Raw genomic sequence first — 22,914 nt, 5'->3', positions numbered from 1 at the left:
TGGTTCTCCCATGCTTTTTCAGTAACTAACTACCCCTTACTTAACGTAACGAATTCTTCAGTTAAGTTGTTTTGTTTCGAACAAAAAGAACTTATTCTTCTGGTATAAGAATAAGCTCTTCTATTTGCGAGATACATCTATATGACCAAGTGCACTAAACTTCTTTTTAACATTAGAAAATAAATCAGGATATTAAAAATTTGAGAGATACCAATTTTCAAGCAACATAACGAAATTTCAATATTAAGTCTAAATAGAACCGGTAGATTAAATACTTTGAAGTTAACTTCTACCAAATTAAAAAATTAAATTCATTTACTAGTTTAAATACAATTCAATCATTTAAACGAGTCTAAATAGTCTATAACAAATTGTTCAAATTTAATTGGTTCCCTCCCTAATAAACCCTCTAAATCTGTTGTAATTTTTTTTGCAAGTCCTAATTTTGCGGTTGTGTATATACCGATCATAACTATAATAAAATCGCGAGCTAACCCTTTTTTTCTCATTTTTCTCCAAAAGGTTAAAATACTTGGATTTGTATATATTATGTCTTTTCGTAGGTGCTTCGATAAGATCTCAGCCACTTCAAAATAACTAATAGCTTCATTTCCTGTTAACGAATAAGATTTGAACCTATGACCATTTTCGGTTAATGCTATTGCAGCCACCACACCGATATCTCTTGTATCGATAAAACTCGTTTTCCCTTTACCCGCTGGTACAAAAATAATGTTTTCCTTTACCAGTTCTTCAACATGTTGATTTAATAAATTCTGCATGAAAAAACTAGGTCTTAAAAATGTATAAGGTATCCCCGAGTTGATAATTAATTCCTCTATCTTGGAATGCGGAACTACTTTATTTTTATCAGCACCTAATAAAGACATAAAAACAATCTGTTCAATCCCTACTTCTTTTGCAATTTCAATAACTGGTTCAAAATATTTCTTATCCGCAAGATGTGGAGGACGTATTAAAAAAAGCTTAGTTATTCCTTGAAAAGCAGGTCTAATCGATTTTGGATCTTCAAAGTTTAAATAAACATTACTAGTATTTTTTTTACTTGTGGATATTTTAAAATTAGCATTTACCTTTAGTAGTTCTCTCACAACTTCTTTACCTACAGTACCATTTGCACCTGTGACTAGAATCAAATTGTTCACTTCTTTCTATTACTTTCTTATATCGTAATATTATATAAGTTGCTATAATTGCCCTTTCAATAGTACAACCAAATTAATATTTACTTAAACATCTTTTGTTACTACTACTCCAGAGATTCTAATAACATTTTTTACGATCGATATACTTCAATGATTTTTATAATCACAATCACATCTAAAATTGGGTTATATCACACCACTTGATTCGTACTAGTCCGAATATCATATTCTAATTTTCGTAAATACAACGTATTCATAATCTTTATTATTATTTTCTAATAGTTTATCATATTTATATATACTTAAGAGTTAATTATTTAAGAAATAAATGTGAACATTCAAACACATTATTCTACTTATTCAAACATAACCACCCGTTATATGAAGTGCACCCCAAATGTTAGACACGACTAACATTTGGAGGTGCATTTTTTATGACTAAATTTACTACTGAACATAAATTAGCGGTAGTTATGCGTTATTTAGAAGGTAAGGAAAGTTTTCGTTCTATTGGTAAGTTATTTGGAACGTCCCATGCTGAAGTGAGAAACTGGGTAGCTCAATATAAGGAAAATGGGATTAATGGATTGCTTAAAAAGTCATATACAAGTTATTCGGTACAGTTTAAACTAAACGTATTAAAGTATATGAATGACCACGGGACGTCACCTAATGAAGCAGCTGCAATTTTCAGTATTCCTTCCCCTAGAACGATTCGAAAATGGAGGACTCAATTTGAAACACAAGGACAAGACGCCCTAGAATCAAAGAAAAAGGGGCGACTTTCCATGAAAAAAGAAACAAAGAAAACTACACCTGTTGTAGGATCAATTGAAGAACTTCAAGCTGAGATAGAACGTTTACGCATGGAAAATGCATATCTAAAAAAGTTGAATGCCTTAGTTCAAAACAAGGAAAAATCACGAAACAAGACAAAGTAAAAGTTGTCTATGAATTAAGGCATGAGTTTTCGTTAAAAGAACTTCTACTGCTAGCCAGTATTCCGCGTAGTACGTTTTATTATTGGATGAAAAATCTAGAACGTCCTGATCCAGACGCAGAGTTAAAAGTGCTGATAAAAGAAATTTATGAGGAACACGAATTTCGTTATGGCTATCGTAAAATTCGAGACGAGCTTACGAATCGTGGTTATAAAGTAAATCATAAAAAAGTTCAACGACTTATGAAAGAACTAGGGATAAAATCACTTGTGAAGGTAAAGAAATATCGCTCTTACAAAGGTGAAGTAGGTAAGATTGCACCCAATATTTTAAATCGAAATTTTCAAGCTGAAAAACCAAATGAGAAATGGGTTACAGATATAACTGAATTTAAATTATTTGGAGAAAAGCTATACTTTTCACCTATGTTGGACTTATATAATGGAGAAATAATTGCTTATACAATTGGTTCACGTCCAACTTATTCACTTGTATCAAATATGTTAGAACAATCTCTTGAACGTTTAACAGATTCCGATACACTACTAATTCATTCAGACCAAGGGTGGCACTATCAAATGAAAAAATATCGTAGTGCTCTTATTAAACGTGGAATCACTCAGAGTATGTCACGAAAAGGAAACTGTTACGATAACGCAGTAATTGAAAGTTTCTTTAGTATCATGAAATCTGAACTACTCTATCTTAAAGAATTTAACAGTGTCGAACACTTTAAACAAGAACAAGCTAAATATATAGATTACTACAATAACAAACGAATTAAGGCAAAATTAAAAGGCATGAGCCCAGTAAAATACCGAGTTCATGCCCAACAGGCTGCCTAATTGAAGTAACCAGTCTAACTTTATGGGGTCACTACATATAACGGGTGGTTTTCTCTGCGGGTGTAAGCCTTTGTTACTAGGCAAACCCTAAAGGGCTGCTGAACAGTTCGCCTGAAGGATTACTTTTACTAGCTAGACCTCAAAGGCCTTCTTTGTACTTTCTTTTCTTTTTCTGTATCACTTCATCAGAAATCGAGCTAACATCATGCCTAACTATTCCATCACTTCATCATCTTGCAGTTGATTTCGTATATATTCTTCTGTGGGCGATTCATGAGTAATTTAATTAATATGAAACCAACAAACTGCCCATAAATAAAAAACCCTCAACGCCAATAGCGTCAAGGGTTGAGTTGATTAATATACAGACATGTATTGATCTCTTTCCCAAGGGTGAACTTGAGTACGGAAGATATCCCATTCGATTTCTTTTGCTTCTACAAAGTGTTCGAATAAGTGTGATCCAAGAGCACCAACGATTACTTCGTCAGTTTTTAATAGATCTAGTGCAGCTGCTAAAGTTGCTGGTAAATCGATGATTCCAACTTCTTCGCGCTCTTCTTTAGACATAACGTAGATGTTACGGTCTACTGGAGCTGGAGCTTCTAATTTATTTTTGATTCCGTCTAAACCTGCTGCCAATAATACTGATAATGCTAAGTATGGATTTGCAGCTGGGTCAACTGAACGTACTTCTACACGTGTGCTTAAGCCACGAGATGCAGGAATACGAATTAGTGGACTACGGTTTCTTGCAGACCAAGCAACGTAACATGGCGCTTCATAGCCAGGTACTAAACGTTTGTATGAGTTTACAGTTGGGTTTGTAACAGCTGTAAAGTTTGGAGCATGTTTTAAGATCCCTGCGATGAAGTGACGAGCAGTTTCACTTAAACCTAATTCACCAGTCTCATCGTAGAATGCGTTTTTACCATTTGTAAATAATGATAAGTTACAGTGCATACCTGAACCGTTTACACCAAATAATGGTTTTGGCATGAATGTAGCGTGTAAACCGTGTTTACGAGCGATTGTTTTTACAACTAATTTAAATGTTTGAATGTCATCACAAGCTTTAATTGCACCAGCATATTTGAAATCAATTTCATGTTGTCCTGGAGCTACTTCGTGGTGAGATGCTTCGATTTCAAAACCCATTTCTTCAAGTTCAAGAACGATATCACGACGGCAGTTTTCACCTAAATCAGTTGGTGCTAAGTCGAAGTAACCACCTTTATCATTCAACTCAAGAGTTGGTTCGCCTTTTTCATCTAATTTAAATAAGAAGAATTCTGGCTCAGGCCCTAAGTTGAAATCTGTGAAGCCTAGAGCTTCCATTTCTTTTAACATACGTTTTAAGTTATTACGAGGATCTCCTTCAAATGGAGTGCCATCTGCATTGTAAATATCACAGATTAAACGAGCTACTTTTCCTTTTTCAGCAGTCCATGGGAATACTACCCAAGTGTCTAAATCAGGGAATAAATACATATCTGATTCTTCGATACGAACGAATCCTTCGATTGAAGAACCGTCAAACATCATTTTATTGTCTAAAGCTTTTTCAAGCTGACTTACTGGAATTTCAACGTTTTTGATAATTCCTAGTAAATCCGTAAATTGTAGACGTATGTACTTTACGTTTTGTTCTTTTGAAATACGGAAAATATCTTCTTTTGTAAACTTAGCCATTATAAAAGTTCCCCTTTCGTATGCAACAAACAAAATTAGTCTAACACACTTTAAAATAGAAAAGTAGAGATAACCTACTTCCACTTTTCTATTTTTTTATTTTAAGTTTAGTGATTAGCAGTTTAAATATGTTTCTTTTTCCCATTCTGATACACGTAATCGATATGCATCCCATTCTTCTTTTTTATTTTGAAGGAATGAATAAAATACGTGTTTCCCTAATACTTGCTGCAGGAATTCACTGTTTTCAAGTTCTGTTACTGCTTCAAGTAAACTTCCAGGCAATGTTTCAATACCTTCTGCTTTTCTAGTTACGTCATCCATCAAATACAGGTTTTCACTTCGTTCGACTGGAGGTGTTAATTTTCTTTCAATACCATCCAAGCCTGCAGATAATAAAACAGCTAAAGCTAAATAAGGATTTGCAGATGGGTCTGGATTTCGTACTTCGATTCTTGTACCTGCACCTCTAGCAGCAGGTATACGAATTGTACATGTACGATTACTTTGTGACCAAGCTACATAAACTGGTGCTTCATAGCCTGGAACTAAACGCTTATATGAATTAACTGTTGGATTTGTAACTGAAGCATTTGCACGAGCATGTGTTAGTACACCTGCAATAAATTGTCGTGCTGTTTCAGATAATCCAATTGAATCATGCTGATCATAAAAGGCATTACCATTATCATTTCCTAGACTCATATGACAATGCATACCTGAGCCATTTTCTCCAAAAATTGGTTTTGGCATGAATGTAGCAACTAAACCATTTTTTTCAGCAATTGTTTTAACAGTATATTTAAATAGTTGAATATTATCAGCTGTTTGTAAACCTGGTGCGTACTTCCAATCAATCTCATGTTGACCGATTGCAACTTCGTGATGTAAAGCTTCAACTTCTAACCCTAAAGCCTGAAGTGCTTTTGTAATTTCACGTCGTATTGTAACTGTTTTATCTAGGGGGGCTACGTCAAAATATCCACCATTGTCATTTGGAACTAACTGATTTCCCTCCTTATTAAATAGGAAGAATTCAGGTTCAGGTCCTACATTAAAAGAAGTAAATCCCTTGTCAGTCGCTTTTTCAATTGCTCGTTTAAGCACATTTCTTGGATCACCTTCAAAAGGTGTACCATTTGGATAATAAACATCGCAAATGAAGAGTCCAACTTTTTCGTTAGTGTCGACTTTCCAAGTATTCAAATCTGGGAAAAGCATCATATCACTTGCTTCAATTTTTGTGAATCCATTAATACTAGAGCCATCAAACATAGTTTCATTATTAAGTATTTTTTCAATTTGCGTGATTGGTAGTTCTAAATGTTTGAATACCCCTTCTACATCTGTGAAAAATAACTGTACAAATTCAAGACTGTGTTCTTTGGCACTATTTAAAATCGTTTCCTTTTTCATTTATATTTCCCCCCATATAAATATAAAAGCTAGAATAATCCGGACTTAATCAATAACTTAATGAAAGAATCGAGACATATCTCCTTGTCGTAAAGAAGTTCTACCTAATTTACCATTTTGATATAACTCTTGACGAAGCATTTTTCGAAGCTGTTCATCTGATATTGATTTTTCAACAATGACTTGTTGAACCACTGTTTCTTTGGATTTTTCTGACGATTTTAAATTGAGTACTTCTTTAATTCCTGCTAAATTCAAGCCTTGTTCTATAAAAGTTTTAATCTCTAATAATCGATCGACATCATTGAAAGAAAATAATCTACGATTACCTTCAGTACGAGCTGGACGAATTAAACCATGTTCTTCATAATATCGAATTTGTCTTGCAGATAATTCAGTTAACGAAATGACTATTCCGATTGGGAAAAGTGGCGTTGAGCGTCTTACTTGATCATTCATAGCAATGCTCCTTTCGTTCATCTATAAGTATTTTATTTCATGTTAGATAATCTGTCAATACGATGTTAGAAAATCTAACATGAAAATATTTGTTTTTTATTCTATGCAAGTTTAGTTAAAATTCTACTATTTTGTTTAAAAAAAATAATCTCCATTAGTTTGGAGATTATAACGATTTGTATTCAAATATTATGTTATTTGACTAGTCCTTCGATTTGACAGCTTATCATTCACCGCTAATCCGAATTCGGTCAGTCTGAAAGCTAATTCTTAATTTTTTTGGCTAACAAAATTGCAATTAATAATAAAATACCTTTAATAATATCTTGCGCATAGTATGGTACGTTTAGCATCGTGAATCCGTTTAAAAGGATCCCCATTAAGCACGCACCTAAAAATGTTCCGATTATATTTGGTTTCCCTTTTCCAAACATAGCGATTCCTATATATGCCGCTGTAATACTATCCATTAATAATGGTGTACCTGCTGAAACTTGCCCTGTACCCACTCGACTAGCAAGTAAAATCCCACCAAGTGATGCAAAAAGCCCACTAATAATATAAGCATAAACTCGATATTTGTTTACGGGTATTGCTGATAAGTGTGCAGCAGTTTTATTTCCTCCAATAAAGAAGAATACTCTTCCCCAAGTTGTCTTTTCTAAAAATAAGTGTGTATTCAAAATACAAATTATCATTATTATGACTGCAACTGGGATATTAAAAAATGACCCTTGCCCAAGATATAAAAACGAAGGAATAAAATGACCTGTAGTTGCTTTATTATTAATTGTCATTCCTTCATAGATCGATGAACCTTTTGTTAAGGTTAAATGTAAACCATTTACAACAAACATCATAGCAAGAGTAACTAATAAGTCCGGTAATTTCCCTTTCGTTATAAACAGACCGTTTAATAATCCAACTATTAAACCAAAAACAATTGGAATTAAAAGTGTAATTAATAGCTCTTGTCTAAAAACAATTAAACAATAAGCTGCTGTAACTGTACTTAAACTCGCGGTTGATCCAACTGATAAATCTAAACCATCAATGATTAAACTAAACGTAACTCCAATCGCCAGTAATGTTACGATTGAAATCGATCTTAAAATATCAGTAATATTACTATAAGATAAGAAGGAATTCGATGTCATTGAAAAAAATGCAATAACGACTAGAAGTAGGAATACCGCTCCAAAATCCAAAAATAATCTTCTACCTTGTGTTTGTGCCCATTGCGTCATTGTATACCCTCCAATAACTCACCTTGTATAATTGTATATATTTTGTCTCCTATCACATTAGCTTCTTCAATATCATTCGTGAAATAAATAACACAACCACCGTTAGCACAAAATTCATCAATGTATTGGAAAATATGTTGTTTAGCATAAATATCAACACCCTTTAGTGGTTCATCTAATATAAGACACTTTAAATTCGGTGAGATCCATTTTGCTATACTTACTTTTTGCTGATTTCCTCCACTAAGATGTAAAATTCCTTTTTCAGTGTCCTTTGGAAAAATACTTAAAGTATTGATTAAGAATTGAGAACTCTCAATTTCGAGATTTTTGTTTATCCAACCTCTTTTGTTGAACGAGATATTCTCTCTAATCGAGTGATTTAGAAATAAGCCTTCTTTTCTTCGATCCTCTGGTACAAATGCAATTCCTTTTTTAAATGCATGCTGAGGAGACTTGATCAAAAATGAGTTTCTTCCTATTATTAATTCATATTGGCTTCGATTGCCCCATATTGTTTTTGCTAAACTCGTTTTCTTATTTCCATTTGCACCATAAATGGCAATTACTTCATTTTTATTTATTTCTATATTAATAGAAGGTTTCGTTTCACTTAATCGGATATTACGAAACTGAAAAGCTGGTTCATTGCACTCTTTTATTGTTTTTTTAAATGTAAATTTACCAGAAGACATTTGTCCAATTATTTCTTCAACAGATAATGTCGATGAGATACCTTGATACACGATTTCTCCACTTCTTAATACTGTTAATTCATCAGTAAATTTAATAAGTTCATCAATTGAGTGTAAAATGACGACAATACCTTTCCCCATTTTTTTCAAATTATGTAAGAATGAGAAAAATTGCTCTTTTTCAGTATTTCCTAGGGAAGAAGTGGGCTCATCAAATAGGAAATAGGATGCATCATTTAGTAGTGCTTTTGCAATTAAAATAAATTGTTTTTCATAAATTGAACAATCACTTACTTGTTTGTAATATGGTAGATTCAAATTCCATTTTGATAGTCGATTTTGAACAAATTCAACACTTTTCTTTTTTGAGAAGAAGAATTTCTTAATTTCTCTATTCAAAGCAATTGTTAAATTTTCAATTACAGTTAATCCTTGCACAAGTCCCTCATCAACTTCTTGAGGGACATATGCTATTGTTGAATTTTCAGTTACTTTACACTTACCATTTGTTGGTTGAATTCTATTAGCTAGAATCTTCATTAACGTACTTTTACCTGCACCATTTAAACCAGCCATACCGTCTATTTTTCCAGGTTTGACTGTAAAATTAATATCTTTTAGTACCTCTGATTCTCCATAACTAAAAAATACAGATTCTAGTTTAATAGTCATCTTTAGTTCCCCTTATCTAATTTCTCCATCCATGGTGAAGTTGCAGCTTGTGAAGGTATCCAGTTATTACTATATTTTCTTAGATCACTAACTTTAATTGGAGTATTTGGAAGCTCCTCTTTCTCTATTAATTTAGGTTCTAAAGAATAAATATCTGGCGTTTCTTCTCCAGCTATTTTTTGATATAGGAATCTAGATTGAACTTCTCCAATCTCTCCCGGATCACTTGCAGCTGAAGTAACCCACGGTGAATTTTTTTCCTGAATTAATTGAAGATCTTCATCACTTAAATCAATTCCGTAAACTTTTACTTCATTACGTCCAGCTTGTTGAATTGCTTTTGTAGCTCCTTTTGCAAACTCATCCCAAGTTGCAAAAATAGCATCAAGTTGACCTTTAGGATATTTCTTTAATAAAGCTTCTACCTGAGCTTGTGTATCTAGCATCGTATTACTACTTGCTTTTCCGAATCTGGCAACCTCTTTTATATTCGGATAACGTTTATAAAATGCATCAAGAATAACTTTTCTGCGCTCCATCGGTGTAAAACCACCTACCCAAATTGTTGCGATATTCCCTTTTCCGTTTAATCCTTCTGCTAAACTCTTTAAACTTTTCCATGCTAAACTGTAGTCATCTTGGTCAATTATTGTAACACCAGGAATATTTAAATCACTATCAAAAGAAACAACTGGAATGCCTGCAGCTAACGCTTTTTTCACACCTTTTTCTAATGTTTCTTTTCGCCCATGATCGATTAAAATTCCATCAACCTTAGAATTGACGGCTGTATCTAAATTGGAGGCCATCTTTGCTAAATCATTATCAGCATTATATACTTGTACCTCTCCGCCAAATTTCCCAACTTGTTTTTTTACGCCATCGATATATTGTGAAGAAAAAGTTCCAATTGAAAACTCCATAATTAAAGCAATTTTTGTTTTCTTTTTTATTGCTTTAGGAATTTCAGCATTGCTACTTGCGGATACTTTCTTTACTTCAGTACTAGCATTTTCAGATTTTTTAGTTGAAACTACATTTTGTTCATTTGCACAAGCAGTTAATAATACTGATGCAATTGATAGTGTTGCAATAATTTTTTTCATTACTCTTCCTCCCAACTTTTAAACGTTTCTTTATAATCGCTAGAAACAATGCCTTTTTCCGTAATAATCGCTGTTATTAATTCATTCGGCGTCACGTCAAACGCTGGGTTTAGTACATTGATTCCTTCAGGGGCAATTTGAACATTTCCGATATGCGTTACTTCAGTACGATCGCGTTGTTCAATTACAATTTCATTCCCTGTTTCGATTGTTAAATCGATTGTTGATAAAGGAGCAGCTACATAAAATGGAATTTGGTAAAAGTTAGCTAAAATCGCTAATTGTAATGTTCCAATTTTATTTGCAGTGTCTCCGTTAGCAGTAATGCGATCAGCACCAACAATAACAGCATCTACTTTTTTATTTTGTAATAAGTAGCCGACCATATTATCAGTTAATAATGTAACTGGGATACCACTTTGGTTCAATTCCCAAGATGTCAGTCTTGCACCTTGAAATACTGGTCTTGTTTCAGTTGCATAAGCCGAAATTTCCCAGCCTTTTTCTTTTGCTAAGTGAAGTGGAGCTAAAGCTGTTCCGTATCGACTTGTCGCGATACTCCCTGCGTTGCAATGAGTTAATACTGCTGCTCCGTCATGTAATAATGTTAAGGCGTTTTCACCGATTTCTTTGCAAGTTGCCTCATCTGCTTCATGTAATTTAATTGCTTCTTCCATGATGAATAATTTAGCTTCGTATACAGTTACTGCTTCTTTACTAGAGCTAATTAGTTTTTCAACAGCCCATGCTAAATTTACTGCAGTTGGTCTAGCACTAATTAGTTCATCTGCTAATAATCTAGCTTGTTGATGAAATTCATCAATTTGTTCAGTTTCAAGTTCTCGAACACCTAAATACAGTCCATATGCAGCTGCTAAACCAATCGCTGGTGCTCCTCTTACTTGTAATTTTACGATTGCTTCACGTACATCTAATAATGTCGTTGCATCAAAATAGTGTATTTCAGTTGGTAGTTTAGTTTGGTCTAAAATTTTTAAACTTTCACCGTTCCATTGTAATGATTCAGGTATTTGCTGTAATGTAGTCATCGATTATTACTCCAATCCAATAAGTAAATTTCTAATATTCCTAATAGTAAATCTATTTTTTATGCAATAAACTCCGAATTTTAAGACTTTTTTCTTTGCTTCAATTTTTTGATTATGTTCCAGTGAATCAATATCTTCAACGTGAGCAAGACCGATACTTCTTCGGATTAATTCACATCCAATAACCCCAATTGCATCCACCCAATATCCTTCTAACTTTTCTTTTATTAGAGCTTTTTGGTTAAATGGTCTAACGCTATGCGCTTCCCATAGTCGAATAAATGTTTCATTAAACACTTTTTCAATGTTTAAAATGTGTTCAACAATTTCGTTTTTTAGTTCAGTACGGCTGAAAAGTTGAAAAAGTAAATTTGCTTGAATTTGCCCTAAATCAAATCCGATTGGTCCGACAAATGCAAATTCCGGGTCAATTACTTTTGTTTCTGTTTCAGATACGAAAATGCTTCCCGTATGTAAATCACCATGTAATAAAGCTTCTTTTTTCGATAAGAAATCTAATTTTAGTTTCGCAACCTCAATTTGTAAATCTGCATCATTCCATAGTTCTTTAATTTCTTCTGTTAATTCTTCTTCAAAACTATTTGTTTCACTGTTAAAAAATGGATCTGTATACACAAGATTTTCTGTTATATCACATAAGTCAGGATTATTAAAAAGATACTCTAGCTCTTTTTTCTTAGCTGGTGAAGTTCCAAAGTCTGAAGTGAAAAATAATGACTTTGCTAAAAATTCACCGATATGTTCAGCTAAAAACGGATAGCTTTTTTTCTCAATGAAACCTTTTCGTAGAATTTGTAAGTGTGAAAGATCCTCCATTACAGTTATGGCTTGATCTTCGTCATGCTCTAAAATTTTTGGTGCATGTAATGGGATTAACTCATTGTATATTTTTGTCGCATTACTCTCGATCGTAGCTCGCTTTAATGTAAGTGGCCAGCTTTCACCAACAACTTTTGCATATGGTAGAGCCTGTTTTATAATTAACCCTTTCTCGCTTCCTACTGGATTAACTTTAAATACTAAATTTAAATTCCCATCCCCAATTTCTATACATTCACATAGTTCATTTTTAAAATAGCCAAGTTTTTGTAAATAAGTAATTGCAGTTGCTTCTGTTAAAGGTCTATATTCTTTTCGTTCAATGACAGTCACTAAATTCATCCCCCTTGAATTTTGCAAAATAAAAAGCCTCTTTTCCGAGACGAAAAGAGGCAATACTAATTGGCTTTCGTCTCTTATCTACCAGAAAATTTCTTTTCTGTTGGAATTAGCACCGTGCCTTACTGAGCATTTAAGCTCAGGCGTAAACAATACGCCCCATTTCACAATGGTATTATGGTCGGTTGCTGGGCATCGTCGGGCCAAATCCCTCCGCCTACTCGAAATAAGAGTTCGCATATTTGATTTTATATTCGTATTTTAGTTTATTGATTTTTAATTTGTCAATTACTTTTTCAAAACTTTTTGTAAATTCCTTCTTTTCTGTCTTCAAAAATAGGGATTGTACCGCGTACTTCATCGACTTTTTTTGGATCAATTTCGCCATAAACGATTTCTTCATTCATGCTACCTTTGGTTACTACCTCTCCCCAAGGGTCAATGATCATTGATCCTCCACCAAATGTATTTGCTAAATCTTTTCCTACTCGATTACATGCAACAACATAACACTGATTTTCGATTGCTCTTGCTTTTAATAAGATTTCCCAATGATTCATTCTTTGAATTGGCCATTCGGCAACAAAAAATAAAACTTTTGCACCCTTTTGAGAATGTGCTCCAATCCATTCAGGAAAACGCAAATCATAGCAAACAAATCCTGCAGCTGTTAATCCATCGATTTCAAAAAGTCCATCTGTTTCCCCTGATTGAAGATAGTGATGCTCGTTCATTAACTGGAACAAATGAACTTTATCATAAGTTTTTACTAATTCACCAGTACTGCTAATAACAATTAATGTATTCGTAACACCATTTTCTCTTGCAATTGGGAACGAACCAGCAATCAATATTACATTATTTGATTTTGCGATGGACTGAAGTTCAGAAATAATCACTTCTTGTTCACCTGTGTGCAAACCAATTTCTTCCAGACAATAGCCTGTTGTCCATAGCTCAGGTAGTACAATTACACGAATATTTTCTTTAACAGCTTCGTTTATTTGAGTTTTCATTTTCTCTAAATTAGTCTTTGATTCACCTAAAATAACGTCAGATTGAATACACGCAATTTTAATCACAATTTATTCACCCTATTCTAAATTTTATAGACATTTTTAAATCGAGCATATATGATGGTGAAAGTTATTGCAACAGTCGTTCATGAAAATCATTCGATTAAGAAACGATCTATTCAAATTAATTTTATTATATTTTTGGAGTGATTAACTTGAATCATAGTAAACTATTAAACAATTTACCAAAACAATTTTTTGCTTCACTAGTCCAAAAAGTGAATCAGTCAATTAATAATGGTCATGATGTCATTAATCTTGGACAAGGAAATCCCGATCGACCTACACCCGACCATATTATAAAAGCACTACAAAAGTCTGTTGAAAACCCTTTAACTCATCGTTATTCTCCGTTTAGAGGAATGAGCTCTTTAAAAAATGCTGTTGTAGAATTTTATAAACGAGAGTATGATGTTGATTTAGACCCAGAGGAAGAAGTAGCCATATTATTCGGTGGAAAAGCTGGATTAGTAGAGCTACCACTTTGTTTATGTGACGAAGGAGATACAATTTTAGTTCCAGACCCAGGCTATCCAGACTATTTGTCTGGTATATCTCTTTCAAAAACAGTTCCATACATGCTTCCATTACTTGAAGAAAATCAATTTTTACCAGATTATAAATTAATTCCTCAAGATGTTTTGGGTGCTAGTAAAATATTATTTATCAATTATCCAAATAATCCCACAGGTGCTATAGCAACTGAAGAATTTTTTAAAGAAACAGTTGCGCTTGCAAAAAATAATCAGATTACCGTTTGTCATGATTTTGCTTACGGCGCATTTGGTTTTGACGGCAAAAAACCTTTAAGTTATCTTCAAACTCCAGGAGCAAAGGAATGCGGGATTGAAATTTATACCCTTTCTAAAACTTATAATATGGCTGGTTGGAGAATTGGTTTTGCAGTTGGAAATAAAGAGGTTATTTCAGCAATTAATCTATTACAGGATCATCTTTATGTTAGCATCTTCCCTGCTGTTCAAAAAGCTGCAGCTGCTGCGCTAACTGAATCTCAAGAAAGTGTAAAACAACTATTAGCACTTTATGAAGAGCGTAGAAATGTATTTATTAGTGGCTGTCACGAAATTGGATGGGAAGTAACTGCACCTGCAGGTTCGTTTTTTGCATGGTTAAAAATCCCATCAGGTTTTACATCACAGGAATTTGCTGATCTTTTACTTGAAAAGGCTCATATTGCAGTCGCTCCCGGAAATGGATTTGGAGAATATGGAGAAGGGTATGTAAGAGTCGGCCTACTATCAGATATTGATCGATTGAAGGAAGCAGTTGCTAGATTAAAAGAGATTGAAATATTTTCAAAATTTAATGTTTGACAATTGTGATTGTTCATGAAATAATTCGATTAGATTAAGAATTCAAAATTAAATATTACTTTATTCAGAGTAGGTGGAGGGACCGAGCCCGATGAAACCCGGCAACCGGCTAGTTAACTAGTACGGTGCTAATTCTCGCAGCATTTGCTGGCAGATAAGGTGTAGGTAAACCTCTCCTTAGTGGAGAGGTTTTTTGTTTGACTAAAACTTTTTGGAGGTTTTGAAATGAGTGGAGTAATAGCAACTTACCAAGTTTATGATAAAAATCATCATTTAGAAAAAAAGGCAGAGTCAATCGCGCTAGGTTTAACGGTTGGTTCATGGACGAATTTACCTCAAAATGATCAAATTCAATTACAAAAGCATAAAGGCAAAGTTCTTTCAGTACGTGAAATAGAATGCGAAGAAAATGTCGTTAACTTTCTAGGCTATAAACCGACAAAAGGGATTATTGAAATCTATTATCCTAGCTTAAATTTTTCAGCTGATCTACCAGCAATTTTAACAACCGTTTTCGGTAAGCTATCCCTTGATGGTGAAATTAAACTAATTGATTTAAATTTTACGGATGACATTTTAGCTCTTTTTCCGGGTCCAAAATTTGGTATTAAAGGTATTCGAGAGAAATTGGATGTATATGATCGACCTTTATTAATGAGCATTTTTAAATCAATTATCGGCAGAGATATTCAATACATTTCAGAGGAATTAAAAAAGCAAGCTTTAGGTGGCGTAGATTTAATAAAAGATGACGAGATCCTTTTTGACACAATTACATCTATTACGGATCGCGTCACTCACGGAAAAAATATTTTGAACCAAGTTTATGAAAAAACAGGACACAAAACATTATACGCGGTGAATTTAACTGGCCGTACATATGAATTAAAAGAAAAAGCATTACGTGCTGCCGAAGCTGGTGCTGATGTATTTTTATTAAATGTGTTCTCGTATGGAATTGATGTACTGCAAGGTTTGGCAGAAGATCCATCAATTAATATTCCAATTATGGCTCATCCTGCTGTATCGGGTGCGTTTAGTTCCTCTCCAATTTATGGTATTGACGCAGGATTATTACTTGGTAAACTTTTACGAATTGCTGGTGCAGATTTTAGTCTTTTCCCTTCACCATATGGATCAGTTGCATTAGAAAAAGAGACAGCTTTAAAAATTGCTGAAAATTTAACAGTATCAAATGGATTAAAAGAGACATTCCCGGTACCTTCTGCAGGAATTCACCCAGCACTTGTGCCTCAATTAATTCAAGATTTTGGAATTGAGCAAGTCATCAACGCTGGCGGAGGTGTTCATGGTCATCCGGATGGACCAATTGGTGGAGGTAATGCATTTAGAGAAGCAATTTCAGCAACATTATCTGGAGTTGACCTAAAAGACTACGCACTTCCAAATACATCACTACAAAAAGCATTACAACTTTGGGGGTAACAACAATGGCAATAAAGATTTTTTGTGATTTTGATGGAACAATTACAGAGGGAGACAATATCGTTAATTTAATTAAAGAATTTGCTCCACCTTCAGTAAGTGGATTAACTAGTGAAGTATTAAATGGCAATATATCGATTCGAGAAGGTGTAGAGAAAATGTTTGCTACGATTCCTTCAACGAAAAAACAAGAAATGACCGATTATGTAATCAATCGTACTGTCATTCGAGATGGTTTTAGCGATTTTATACAATTTGTAAGCGTACAACAATATGAGTTAAAAGTTGTAAGTGGCGGATTAGATTTTTTCGTTCATCCAATATTAGCTGATTACCTTCCATCTTCTGATATTTTATGTAATCGTACTGACTTTACAGGCCAAACTGTAAAAATTCATTGGGATCATTCTTGTGATGAAAACTGTACGAATGATTGTGGAATGTGTAAACCATCTGTTAAAAGAAAATTTAGTGAAGCAAATGATTTTATCATTGTCATTGGTGATTCAATTACTGACTTACAAATTGCAAAAGAAGCTAATTTAATTTTTGCTCGAGATTTCTTAAAAGATAAATGTGAAGAATTATCTTTACCTTTCATTCCTTTTGAAAATTTCTATGATATTCGAGCTTCATTAGAGAAGGAGGTGCTAGTATGAAGGACTTTTTCAAACATTATGATGAAATTCGCGAAGTAAAAAAAGTACTTGCTGATCGAGATTGGTTTTTAGGAACTAGCGGAAATTTATCAATTAAAGTAAATGAGGAGCCTTTGAACTTTTTAGTTACAACTAGTGGTAAAGATAAAACTAAACATACTTATGACGATTTTTTACTCGTTAATGAATTTGACCAATCTGTTTGGGATGAATCAAAAAAACCATCAGCTGAAGCCATTTTGCATCGTCTAATTTATCAACACACAAATGCGAAATGCGTTCTTCATGTACACACTTTAGCAAATAACTTTATAACAAAGGATTTCCCATATCAAGATGAGATATCTTTTTCTGGTATTGAAATTATTAAAGCATTGGGACTTTGGGAAGAAGATGCAGAAATTACAATTCCAATTATAAAAAATCATGCGCATATCCCCACTCTTGCAAATGAATTTCTTCCACATATTAAAAATGATCATGGTGCTGTATTAATTCACAATCATGGTATAACAGTATGGGCAGAATCAGCATTTGAAGCAAAAAAACATTTAGAAGCTTATGAGTTTCTATTCCAATACGCTTTACAAGGTATACAAAAAAATACATTTATAAAGAACTAATTTGGAGGAATGAAGAATGGCAACAATTTGGGTAGAAAAAAAAGATTATCATATTACAAGTGATGTTGAGGTAAAAGCATATTTAGAAGAACAAGGTGTAATTTACGAAAATTGGAATATCGAACAATTACATAGTTCGCTACAAGAAAAATTTATTTTATCAGATGATGAAAAAGCAGCAATTCTTGAAACTTTTAAAGCTGAAATCGACAGTATTTCATCAAGACGTGGCTATTTAGCAAGTGATATTATTACTCTTTCAGAAGCAACTCCAAATCTTAATGATTTACTTAAAAACTTCAACCGCGAGCATCATCATACAGATGACGAAGTTCGCTTCATAGTTAGCGGTCACGGTACGTTTATTATCGAAGGAAATGAAGGATTTTTCCATGTTAATTTGAATCCTGGAGATTTAATTTCTGTACCACCAAATGTACGCCACTACTTCACATTAGCAGAGGATCGTAAAGTAGTTGCTGTTCGATTGTTTGTTACTACTGAAGGCTGGGTGCCGATTTACGAATAATTTGATAAAAACTAAATTGACTCATATCCACTTTTAGGATGTGAGTCAATTAATTTTCCTCTTCATTGAAATGATCTTCTCGGTAATCGATATATAACGACCCGTCGGTTTGTACTTCAACAAAAAACACATCTGAAATTGATTTAATACCTACCCTTTCAAGTTGAGCCATTAACCATTTTTTATCCAAGTTTAAATTTGATAATGCATCTTCATTTACTTCCCCGTCAGATACGACTGCTGTTGAAGTCGGAAATAATAAAGTTTTTTTCCATGTTTTATTTTTTTTCGTTTTAACATCATTTGTCTTCATAATAGATAAACTGCCATCGATTTCAAATATAGCGTACTCTACATCTTTCAACGAATAAATATTCTCATTACGAAGCATTCCTTGAAATTGCTCTGAATCTAATCTAGCTTTTTTTAATGCATTTTCCATTATTTTTCCTTGTCTAATTAAAATTATTGGTTCCCCAAGAATTACCCGACGTACAGTTTTAGATTTTAAACTTAAATACCCCATGATAATCGTCAAAACTGCCCAGCCAACTAATCCAATAATCCCATCTTCAATAGTTAATGTTTTAGATGTCGTAATTGATGCTGCTATATTCCCTATTGTAATAGCTGTTATAAATGTAAAAACATCTAATTGACTAATCTCCTTCTTCCCCATTAATCTCGTTAAAATAAATAAAACAAAAAATGAGCATATAACTCTTAATACTACTTCATTAAAGCTCATTTAGTTCATCCTTTCTCTTTCAAACCAACTATTTTAAGAATTTATCAATCAACTTAGCGTTTGAAAAATAGAACGAAACTATTCTTTATTATTTCTAAAAAATTAGTAAACCTGATTGGTTGTTATACCCTCATAAATTACCGATTATTGAAGAAAATAATACTATTCATTTATAATCGACTAATTATCTGAGGTGAGATCTTGAGTAAAAAACTTTCACTCGTTGGCTTAATATTAATGGTATTTACAACTGTATATGGTTTTGGAAATATACCTACAGCTTTCTATTTAATGGGATATAGTGCAATTCCATGGTATTTACTCTCAGCTATTACGTTTTTTATTCCTTTTGCCTTTATGATGGCTGAGTTCGGAGCTGCCTATAAGGATTCAGAAGGTGGAATTTATACATGGATGGCAGATTCAGTTGGTCCTAGATTCGCTTTTATTGGAACCTTTATGTGGTTCTCTTCCTATGTAATTTATATGGTTAGTGTCTCTTCTAAGGTTTGGATTCCCCTATCAACCTTTATTTTTGGTAGAGACAAAACGCAATCCCTTTCATTATTTGGACTTTCATCTACTCAATCAATTGGCTTATTAGCATTACTTTGGATGTTAGTTGTGACCTATTTTGCTTCAAAAGGGATTGAGAGTATTAGTAAGGTTACAACAATTGGTGGAGTCACAGTTTTCTCATTAAATATAGTATTGCTAATCACAAGTATCCTTATTTTTCTATTCAATGGAGGAAAATTTGCTCAACCAATTAAAAGCTTTTCATCAGCATTTGCTCACTCACCTAATCCAAATTATCTATCTACTCTCGCAATCTTATCATTTGTTGTATTTGCAATCTTTGCATATGGCGGTTTAGAAGCAATCGGCGGATTAGTTGATCAAACGGAAAACGCTGAACGTAATTTTCCAAAAGGGATTACAATTTCAGCAATTATTATCTCAGTAGGATATTCGTTAGGTATTTTTTTAGTAGGTATTTTTATTAACTGGTCAAATGATTTAAGTGCTAGTACAACGAACTTAGGGAACATAACATATGTCCTTATGTATAATTTAGGATTAGAACTTGGAAAAGCTTTTAATTTATCAACACATACTGCCGATCTAATTGGCATTTGGTTTGCAAGAATTACTGGTTTATCAATGTTCCTTGCATATACCGGAGCATTTTTCACATTAATTTATGCACCATTAAAAACAATCATCAAAGGCACACCAAAATACTTATGGCCGACAAAATTTTCAGACACAAATGAAAAAGGTATGCCTGTCAATGCAATGTGGGTACAATTTGCAATTGTATCCATCATTATTGTCCTAACTTCCTTTGGCGGTCAAGGAGCATCTGCATTTTTTAATAAAATAACTTTAATGACGAATGTTTCAATGACATTACCTTATATATTTTTAGGAATTGCGTATCCCATGTTTAAAAGGAATGATCAAATCGATAAACCATTCCAAATATTAAAATCAAATTCATCTGCTTTATTTGCAAGCATTCTCGTTATATTAGTAGTTGGATTTGCAAACTTTTTTACAATCATTCAACCGGCTATTGAAGGTGATTACAACTCAACAATCTGGATGATTGCAGGTCCAATCTTCTTTTCAATATTAGCTTTACTCATTCTTAACCGTTCAAGAAAACATACCCAAAAAGAGAAGAAAATTGCTTAGCAATCTTCCCACTTATTGTTAATAACAATTCCGAAAGTAAGTCGGAAATATAGCACATACTAAATTTGGAGGTGATATTCATGGGTCACAATCAAAATCCACATGTAAAAAAGAAGAACAAAAATAAAGGGCAACCTACACCAGCTGCAGTTAATTCAGAAGGTTATTTTGCTCCAAGTAAATCAAATACTGAAGCTCTTAATGAAGTTAAAAATTCATAAAGAAAACTCACCGATTGGCGAGCCGTTAGGAGAAGTCAGAGGCGTAGATGCATTTATATTTATACTAATACCTAAAAATGGCTTATAGTCGATTTTACTTCCCTATTTGCCAATTTGCTAAATGTATAAAAAATGACCGTCATTTTTTTGGCGGTCTTTTTTCATTATTTACTCATCGAATTCGCAGTTTTTATTAAATCTCGAATAGTGTATTGTTTACCAGTTTCTTCTGAAAAAAGAAGTGAAATTGAATGATAAAGACCGTCTTTCTTCCATCGAATTGTTTTTGTATTATCATCATCAGCAACAATCAAAACTTTTGTACCATCTTTTAATTTGGTTGTTTTTAATGGTTGTTGTTCATCTGGGAAGGAAGCTTTTTTATTATGATATGTGATGACAAACATTGTAACCTCTACTTCTTCATTTGAGTAATTAAACGAGGTAGCATTAATAGCTCCATTTTTTTGATTTTTTTGTACATCCATTGTGACATCCTTTGCTCTAAACGGGATCTTTTCTGGTACAACCAATTCTTTTTGTACATCTTTTGGTAATTGATCTACTACTTGTTTTATCGTTTTAGGATATTCTTTTTTTAATGATTCAACTGCACCATTACCATGTGAACAAGCAGTTAACAAAAGAATTGAGAATAAAAGAATAATCTTTTTCATTCCACATGCCCCCTATTTTTCCAAATCTACCGTTTCACTTAATATCTCTAAATGCCATCAAATTAGTCCTAAAACAAACAAAAACTGCCTGTATATACAGGACAGTCTTAAATCCTTTAAGGTTCAACAATTACGATTTTTCCTTTTTGCACATATAGCAATATTTCCGCATTTTCCGTTTCATTTCGGTAAGTGTAGCATGTAAGATCATCAAATCCACCGTGTGAAACATCATGAACTGTATCAACTAATTTGTATTTATTTCCTCTAAATTCTATTTTTCTTTCAATTGATGGCTGCTCCGTCAATATTTGTTCCTTTGATCGAAAATTCATCTAATCACTCCTTTGGTCACGATTAGTATAGCCATATTCTTAGTTTTCAATTTTATGTACTATATCGAATTCAATTATATAACTGTCCAAGTCTCGTACAGAGATTTCCTTCCAAGCTCCCACAATCTATTTCGCTTTATTCAGTCTCGGAAACGATTATCGTACTATTTTTTGATCGCATTCCTGAAATGCTACCATTTTCAACATGATAAAAATTTAGTGCTCATAATCTAATATTAGTGATAATTGGAAACATTTTTACTAAAATCCTTAAAAATTTATATAAGGAGGTTGTTTCATGGCAAGTTGGACAAATAAATTCATCCCAATTAATCAATTTACATGATCTGGTCAAAAATTAAATGGAGTTAAAAAAATCGTTATTCATTGGACTGCAAATCCAGGTGCGACAGCAAACGGACATTATAAATATTTTGGCGAGGTTTTACCTGGGCAAAATGCGGAGGCAATTAGTCAAGGAAGAAAACCATCTTATGCTTCGGCACATATTTTTGTCGATCCTAAAGAGGCAATTTGTATTATCCCTTTAAATGAGGTGACATTCCATGCAAATGAAAAATATACTTATGTGAATGGTGTACCCTTTCGAGGTGTAGAGGCATTAAAACCAAATGCCAATTTATTATCAATTTCCGTTGAGATGTGTGTAGAAAAAGATAATCGTATCTCAAATACGACAATTAATCGAACAATGATGGTTGTAAATGATTTATGTTCAATGTTTAATTTAACTCAAAAAGATATCGTCCGTCATTTTGATGTTACTAGAAAACCGTGTCCATACCCGTTTGTAAAATATAACGAGATTTTTAATCATTTCAAAATAAATGCAGGACATTTATTGAATCGCTCATTAATATACCCTGGTCATGTTATGAAAATAGGAGATTCAACTATTTATGTCATTACCATTCAACAGCTTTTAGGCATTACACCAGACGGTCATTTTGGTACTCAGACTGCAAATGCCGTAAAGTTTTTTCAACATCAGATCGGTCTAACACCGGATGGGATTGTTGGAGAAAAGACTTGGAAAATGTTAAATCAATAATTTTAATCGGGATGTTAATTTAATAA

At 33.2% G+C, this 22,914-nt stretch carries 22 protein-coding genes and 2 riboswitches; of the genes, 9 read left to right on the top strand and 13 right to left on the bottom strand.

What is annotated here, in order from left to right; genetic code table 11:
* Positions 1–338: 338 nt before the first annotated feature.
* A complete protein-coding gene (locus tag V5E38_RS06725) occupies positions 339–1,157 on the bottom strand; it encodes an SDR family oxidoreductase (protein ID WP_499212646.1) in 819 nt (272 codons plus the stop codon).
* A 443-nt stretch (positions 1,158–1,600) separates the two neighbouring features.
* Between V5E38_RS06725 and V5E38_RS06720 the strand changes: the two genes are divergently transcribed.
* Positions 1,601–2,952, top strand: a protein-coding gene (locus V5E38_RS06720; RefSeq protein ID WP_499212645.1) for an IS3 family transposase whose coding sequence is annotated in 2 segments (ribosomal slippage) — positions 1,601–2,048 and positions 2,048–2,952 — 1,353 coding nt in all. Because the reading frame shifts where the segments join, the coding sequence is not laid out codon by codon here.
* A gap of 357 nt (positions 2,953–3,309) precedes the next feature.
* Here the strand turns inward: V5E38_RS06720 and glnA are convergent.
* The 9 genes from glnA to V5E38_RS06675 all read right to left on the bottom strand — a co-directional run bounded on the left by glnA (position 3,310) and on the right by V5E38_RS06675 (position 13,546).
* Entirely contained in the window at positions 3,310–4,644 is a 1,335-nt protein-coding gene (glnA, locus tag V5E38_RS06715) for a type I glutamate--ammonia ligase (RefSeq protein ID WP_056470085.1), read from the bottom strand.
* Positions 4,645–4,758: 114 nt separating this feature from the next.
* Positions 4,759–6,060: a glutamine synthetase family protein gene (locus V5E38_RS06710; protein ID WP_176522666.1), complete on the bottom strand. Its 1,302-nt coding sequence runs from the start codon at positions 6,058–6,060 to the stop codon at positions 4,759–4,761.
* Positions 6,061–6,117: 57 nt separating this feature from the next.
* Complete coding sequence (locus V5E38_RS06705; RefSeq protein ID WP_331220101.1) at positions 6,118–6,519, bottom strand: MerR family transcriptional regulator; 402 nt, start codon at positions 6,517–6,519, stop codon at positions 6,118–6,120.
* 263 nt (positions 6,520–6,782) lie between these two features.
* Positions 6,783–7,766 (bottom strand): ABC transporter permease, encoded by a 984-nt coding sequence (locus V5E38_RS06700; protein ID WP_499212644.1) that lies wholly within the window; start codon positions 7,764–7,766, stop codon positions 6,783–6,785.
* The gene (locus tag V5E38_RS06695) at positions 7,763–9,133 is read right to left on the bottom strand and encodes a sugar ABC transporter ATP-binding protein (protein ID WP_499212643.1); all 1,371 of its coding nucleotides are present in this window, start codon (positions 9,131–9,133) and stop codon (positions 7,763–7,765) included. Before V5E38_RS06695 ends, V5E38_RS06700 begins: the two co-directional genes overlap by 4 nt.
* A 2-nt stretch (positions 9,134–9,135) precedes the next feature.
* Positions 9,136–10,239, bottom strand: a complete 1,104-nt coding sequence (locus V5E38_RS06690) for a sugar ABC transporter substrate-binding protein (protein WP_499212642.1) — start codon at positions 10,237–10,239, stop codon at positions 9,136–9,138.
* Positions 10,239–11,288, bottom strand: a complete 1,050-nt coding sequence (gene mtnA / locus V5E38_RS06685) for an S-methyl-5-thioribose-1-phosphate isomerase (RefSeq protein ID WP_499212641.1) — start codon at positions 11,286–11,288, stop codon at positions 10,239–10,241. The genes V5E38_RS06690 and mtnA overlap by 1 nt, the downstream gene beginning before the upstream one ends.
* Positions 11,289–11,294: 6 nt before the next feature.
* Positions 11,295–12,461, bottom strand: coding sequence for an S-methyl-5-thioribose kinase (mtnK, locus tag V5E38_RS06680; RefSeq protein WP_499212640.1), 1,167 nt, complete (start codon positions 12,459–12,461; stop codon positions 11,295–11,297).
* 80 nt (positions 12,462–12,541) lie between these two features.
* Positions 12,542–12,700, bottom strand: a riboswitch (SAM riboswitch).
* Between the two features lie 63 nt (positions 12,701–12,763).
* Positions 12,764–13,546, bottom strand: coding sequence for a carbon-nitrogen family hydrolase (locus V5E38_RS06675; RefSeq protein WP_499213528.1), 783 nt, complete (start codon positions 13,544–13,546; stop codon positions 12,764–12,766).
* Positions 13,547–13,689: 143 nt separating this feature from the next.
* Here V5E38_RS06675 and V5E38_RS06670 point away from each other — a divergent pair, with 143 nt between their 5' ends.
* The 5 genes from V5E38_RS06670 to V5E38_RS06650 all read left to right on the top strand — a co-directional run bounded on the left by V5E38_RS06670 (position 13,690) and on the right by V5E38_RS06650 (position 18,134).
* Positions 13,690–14,877, top strand: coding sequence for a pyridoxal phosphate-dependent aminotransferase (locus tag V5E38_RS06670; protein WP_499212639.1), 1,188 nt, complete (start codon positions 13,690–13,692; stop codon positions 14,875–14,877).
* Between the two features lie 57 nt (positions 14,878–14,934).
* Positions 14,935–15,038, top strand: a riboswitch (SAM riboswitch).
* A gap of 64 nt (positions 15,039–15,102) precedes the next feature.
* Positions 15,103–16,323 (top strand): 2,3-diketo-5-methylthiopentyl-1-phosphate enolase, encoded by a 1,221-nt coding sequence (locus tag V5E38_RS06665; protein ID WP_499212638.1) that lies wholly within the window; start codon positions 15,103–15,105, stop codon positions 16,321–16,323.
* Positions 16,324–16,328: 5 nt separating this feature from the next.
* Entirely contained in the window at positions 16,329–16,982 is a 654-nt protein-coding gene (locus tag V5E38_RS06660) for an HAD family hydrolase (RefSeq protein WP_499212637.1), read from the top strand.
* Positions 16,979–17,605 (top strand): class II aldolase/adducin head domain-containing protein, encoded by a 627-nt coding sequence (locus V5E38_RS06655; protein ID WP_499212636.1) that lies wholly within the window; start codon positions 16,979–16,981, stop codon positions 17,603–17,605. The genes V5E38_RS06660 and V5E38_RS06655 overlap by 4 nt, the downstream gene beginning before the upstream one ends.
* 16 nt (positions 17,606–17,621) lie before the next feature.
* On the top strand, positions 17,622–18,134 hold the full coding sequence (locus V5E38_RS06650; protein ID WP_499212635.1) for a cupin domain-containing protein: 513 nt from the start codon (positions 17,622–17,624) through the stop codon (positions 18,132–18,134).
* Positions 18,135–18,183: 49 nt separating this feature from the next.
* On the opposite strand, the gene V5E38_RS06645 is transcribed toward V5E38_RS06650, so the two are convergent.
* Positions 18,184–18,882, bottom strand: a complete 699-nt coding sequence (locus V5E38_RS06645; RefSeq protein WP_499212634.1) for a DUF421 domain-containing protein — start codon at positions 18,880–18,882, stop codon at positions 18,184–18,186.
* A 201-nt stretch (positions 18,883–19,083) separates the two neighbouring features.
* Here V5E38_RS06645 and yjeM point away from each other — a divergent pair, with 201 nt between their 5' ends.
* Both yjeM and V5E38_RS06635 read left to right on the top strand, forming a co-directional pair.
* Positions 19,084–20,583, top strand: coding sequence for a glutamate/gamma-aminobutyrate family transporter YjeM (yjeM, locus tag V5E38_RS06640; RefSeq protein ID WP_499212633.1), 1,500 nt, complete (start codon positions 19,084–19,086; stop codon positions 20,581–20,583).
* Positions 20,584–20,663: 80 nt separating this feature from the next.
* Positions 20,664–20,804 carry a hypothetical protein gene (locus V5E38_RS06635; protein ID WP_175403438.1) on the top strand — a complete coding sequence of 47 codons (141 nt, stop codon included), beginning with the start codon at positions 20,664–20,666 and terminating at the stop codon, positions 20,802–20,804.
* A 164-nt stretch (positions 20,805–20,968) separates the two neighbouring features.
* On the opposite strand, the gene V5E38_RS06630 is transcribed toward V5E38_RS06635, so the two are convergent.
* Together V5E38_RS06630 and V5E38_RS06625 are read right to left on the bottom strand one after the other, a co-directional pair.
* A complete protein-coding gene (locus V5E38_RS06630) occupies positions 20,969–21,481 on the bottom strand; it encodes a hypothetical protein (protein ID WP_499212632.1) in 513 nt (170 codons plus the stop codon).
* Between the two features lie 116 nt (positions 21,482–21,597).
* Complete coding sequence (locus tag V5E38_RS06625; protein WP_499212631.1) at positions 21,598–21,816, bottom strand: hypothetical protein; 219 nt, start codon at positions 21,814–21,816, stop codon at positions 21,598–21,600.
* Between the two features lie 376 nt (positions 21,817–22,192).
* Between V5E38_RS06625 and V5E38_RS06620 the strand changes: the two genes are divergently transcribed.
* Positions 22,193–22,888 (top strand): peptidoglycan recognition protein family protein, encoded by a 696-nt coding sequence (locus tag V5E38_RS06620; protein ID WP_499213527.1) that lies wholly within the window; start codon positions 22,193–22,195, stop codon positions 22,886–22,888.
* Positions 22,889–22,914 lie beyond the last annotated feature (26 nt).

Source organism: Rossellomorea sp. GAMAL-10_SWC, from assembly GCF_049568075.1.
Classification (GTDB): Bacteria; Bacillota; Bacilli; order Bacillales; family Bacillaceae_G; genus Gottfriedia.
Note: the sequence above shows the minus strand (reverse complement) of the source record. Positions and strands in the feature narration are given on the sequence as shown.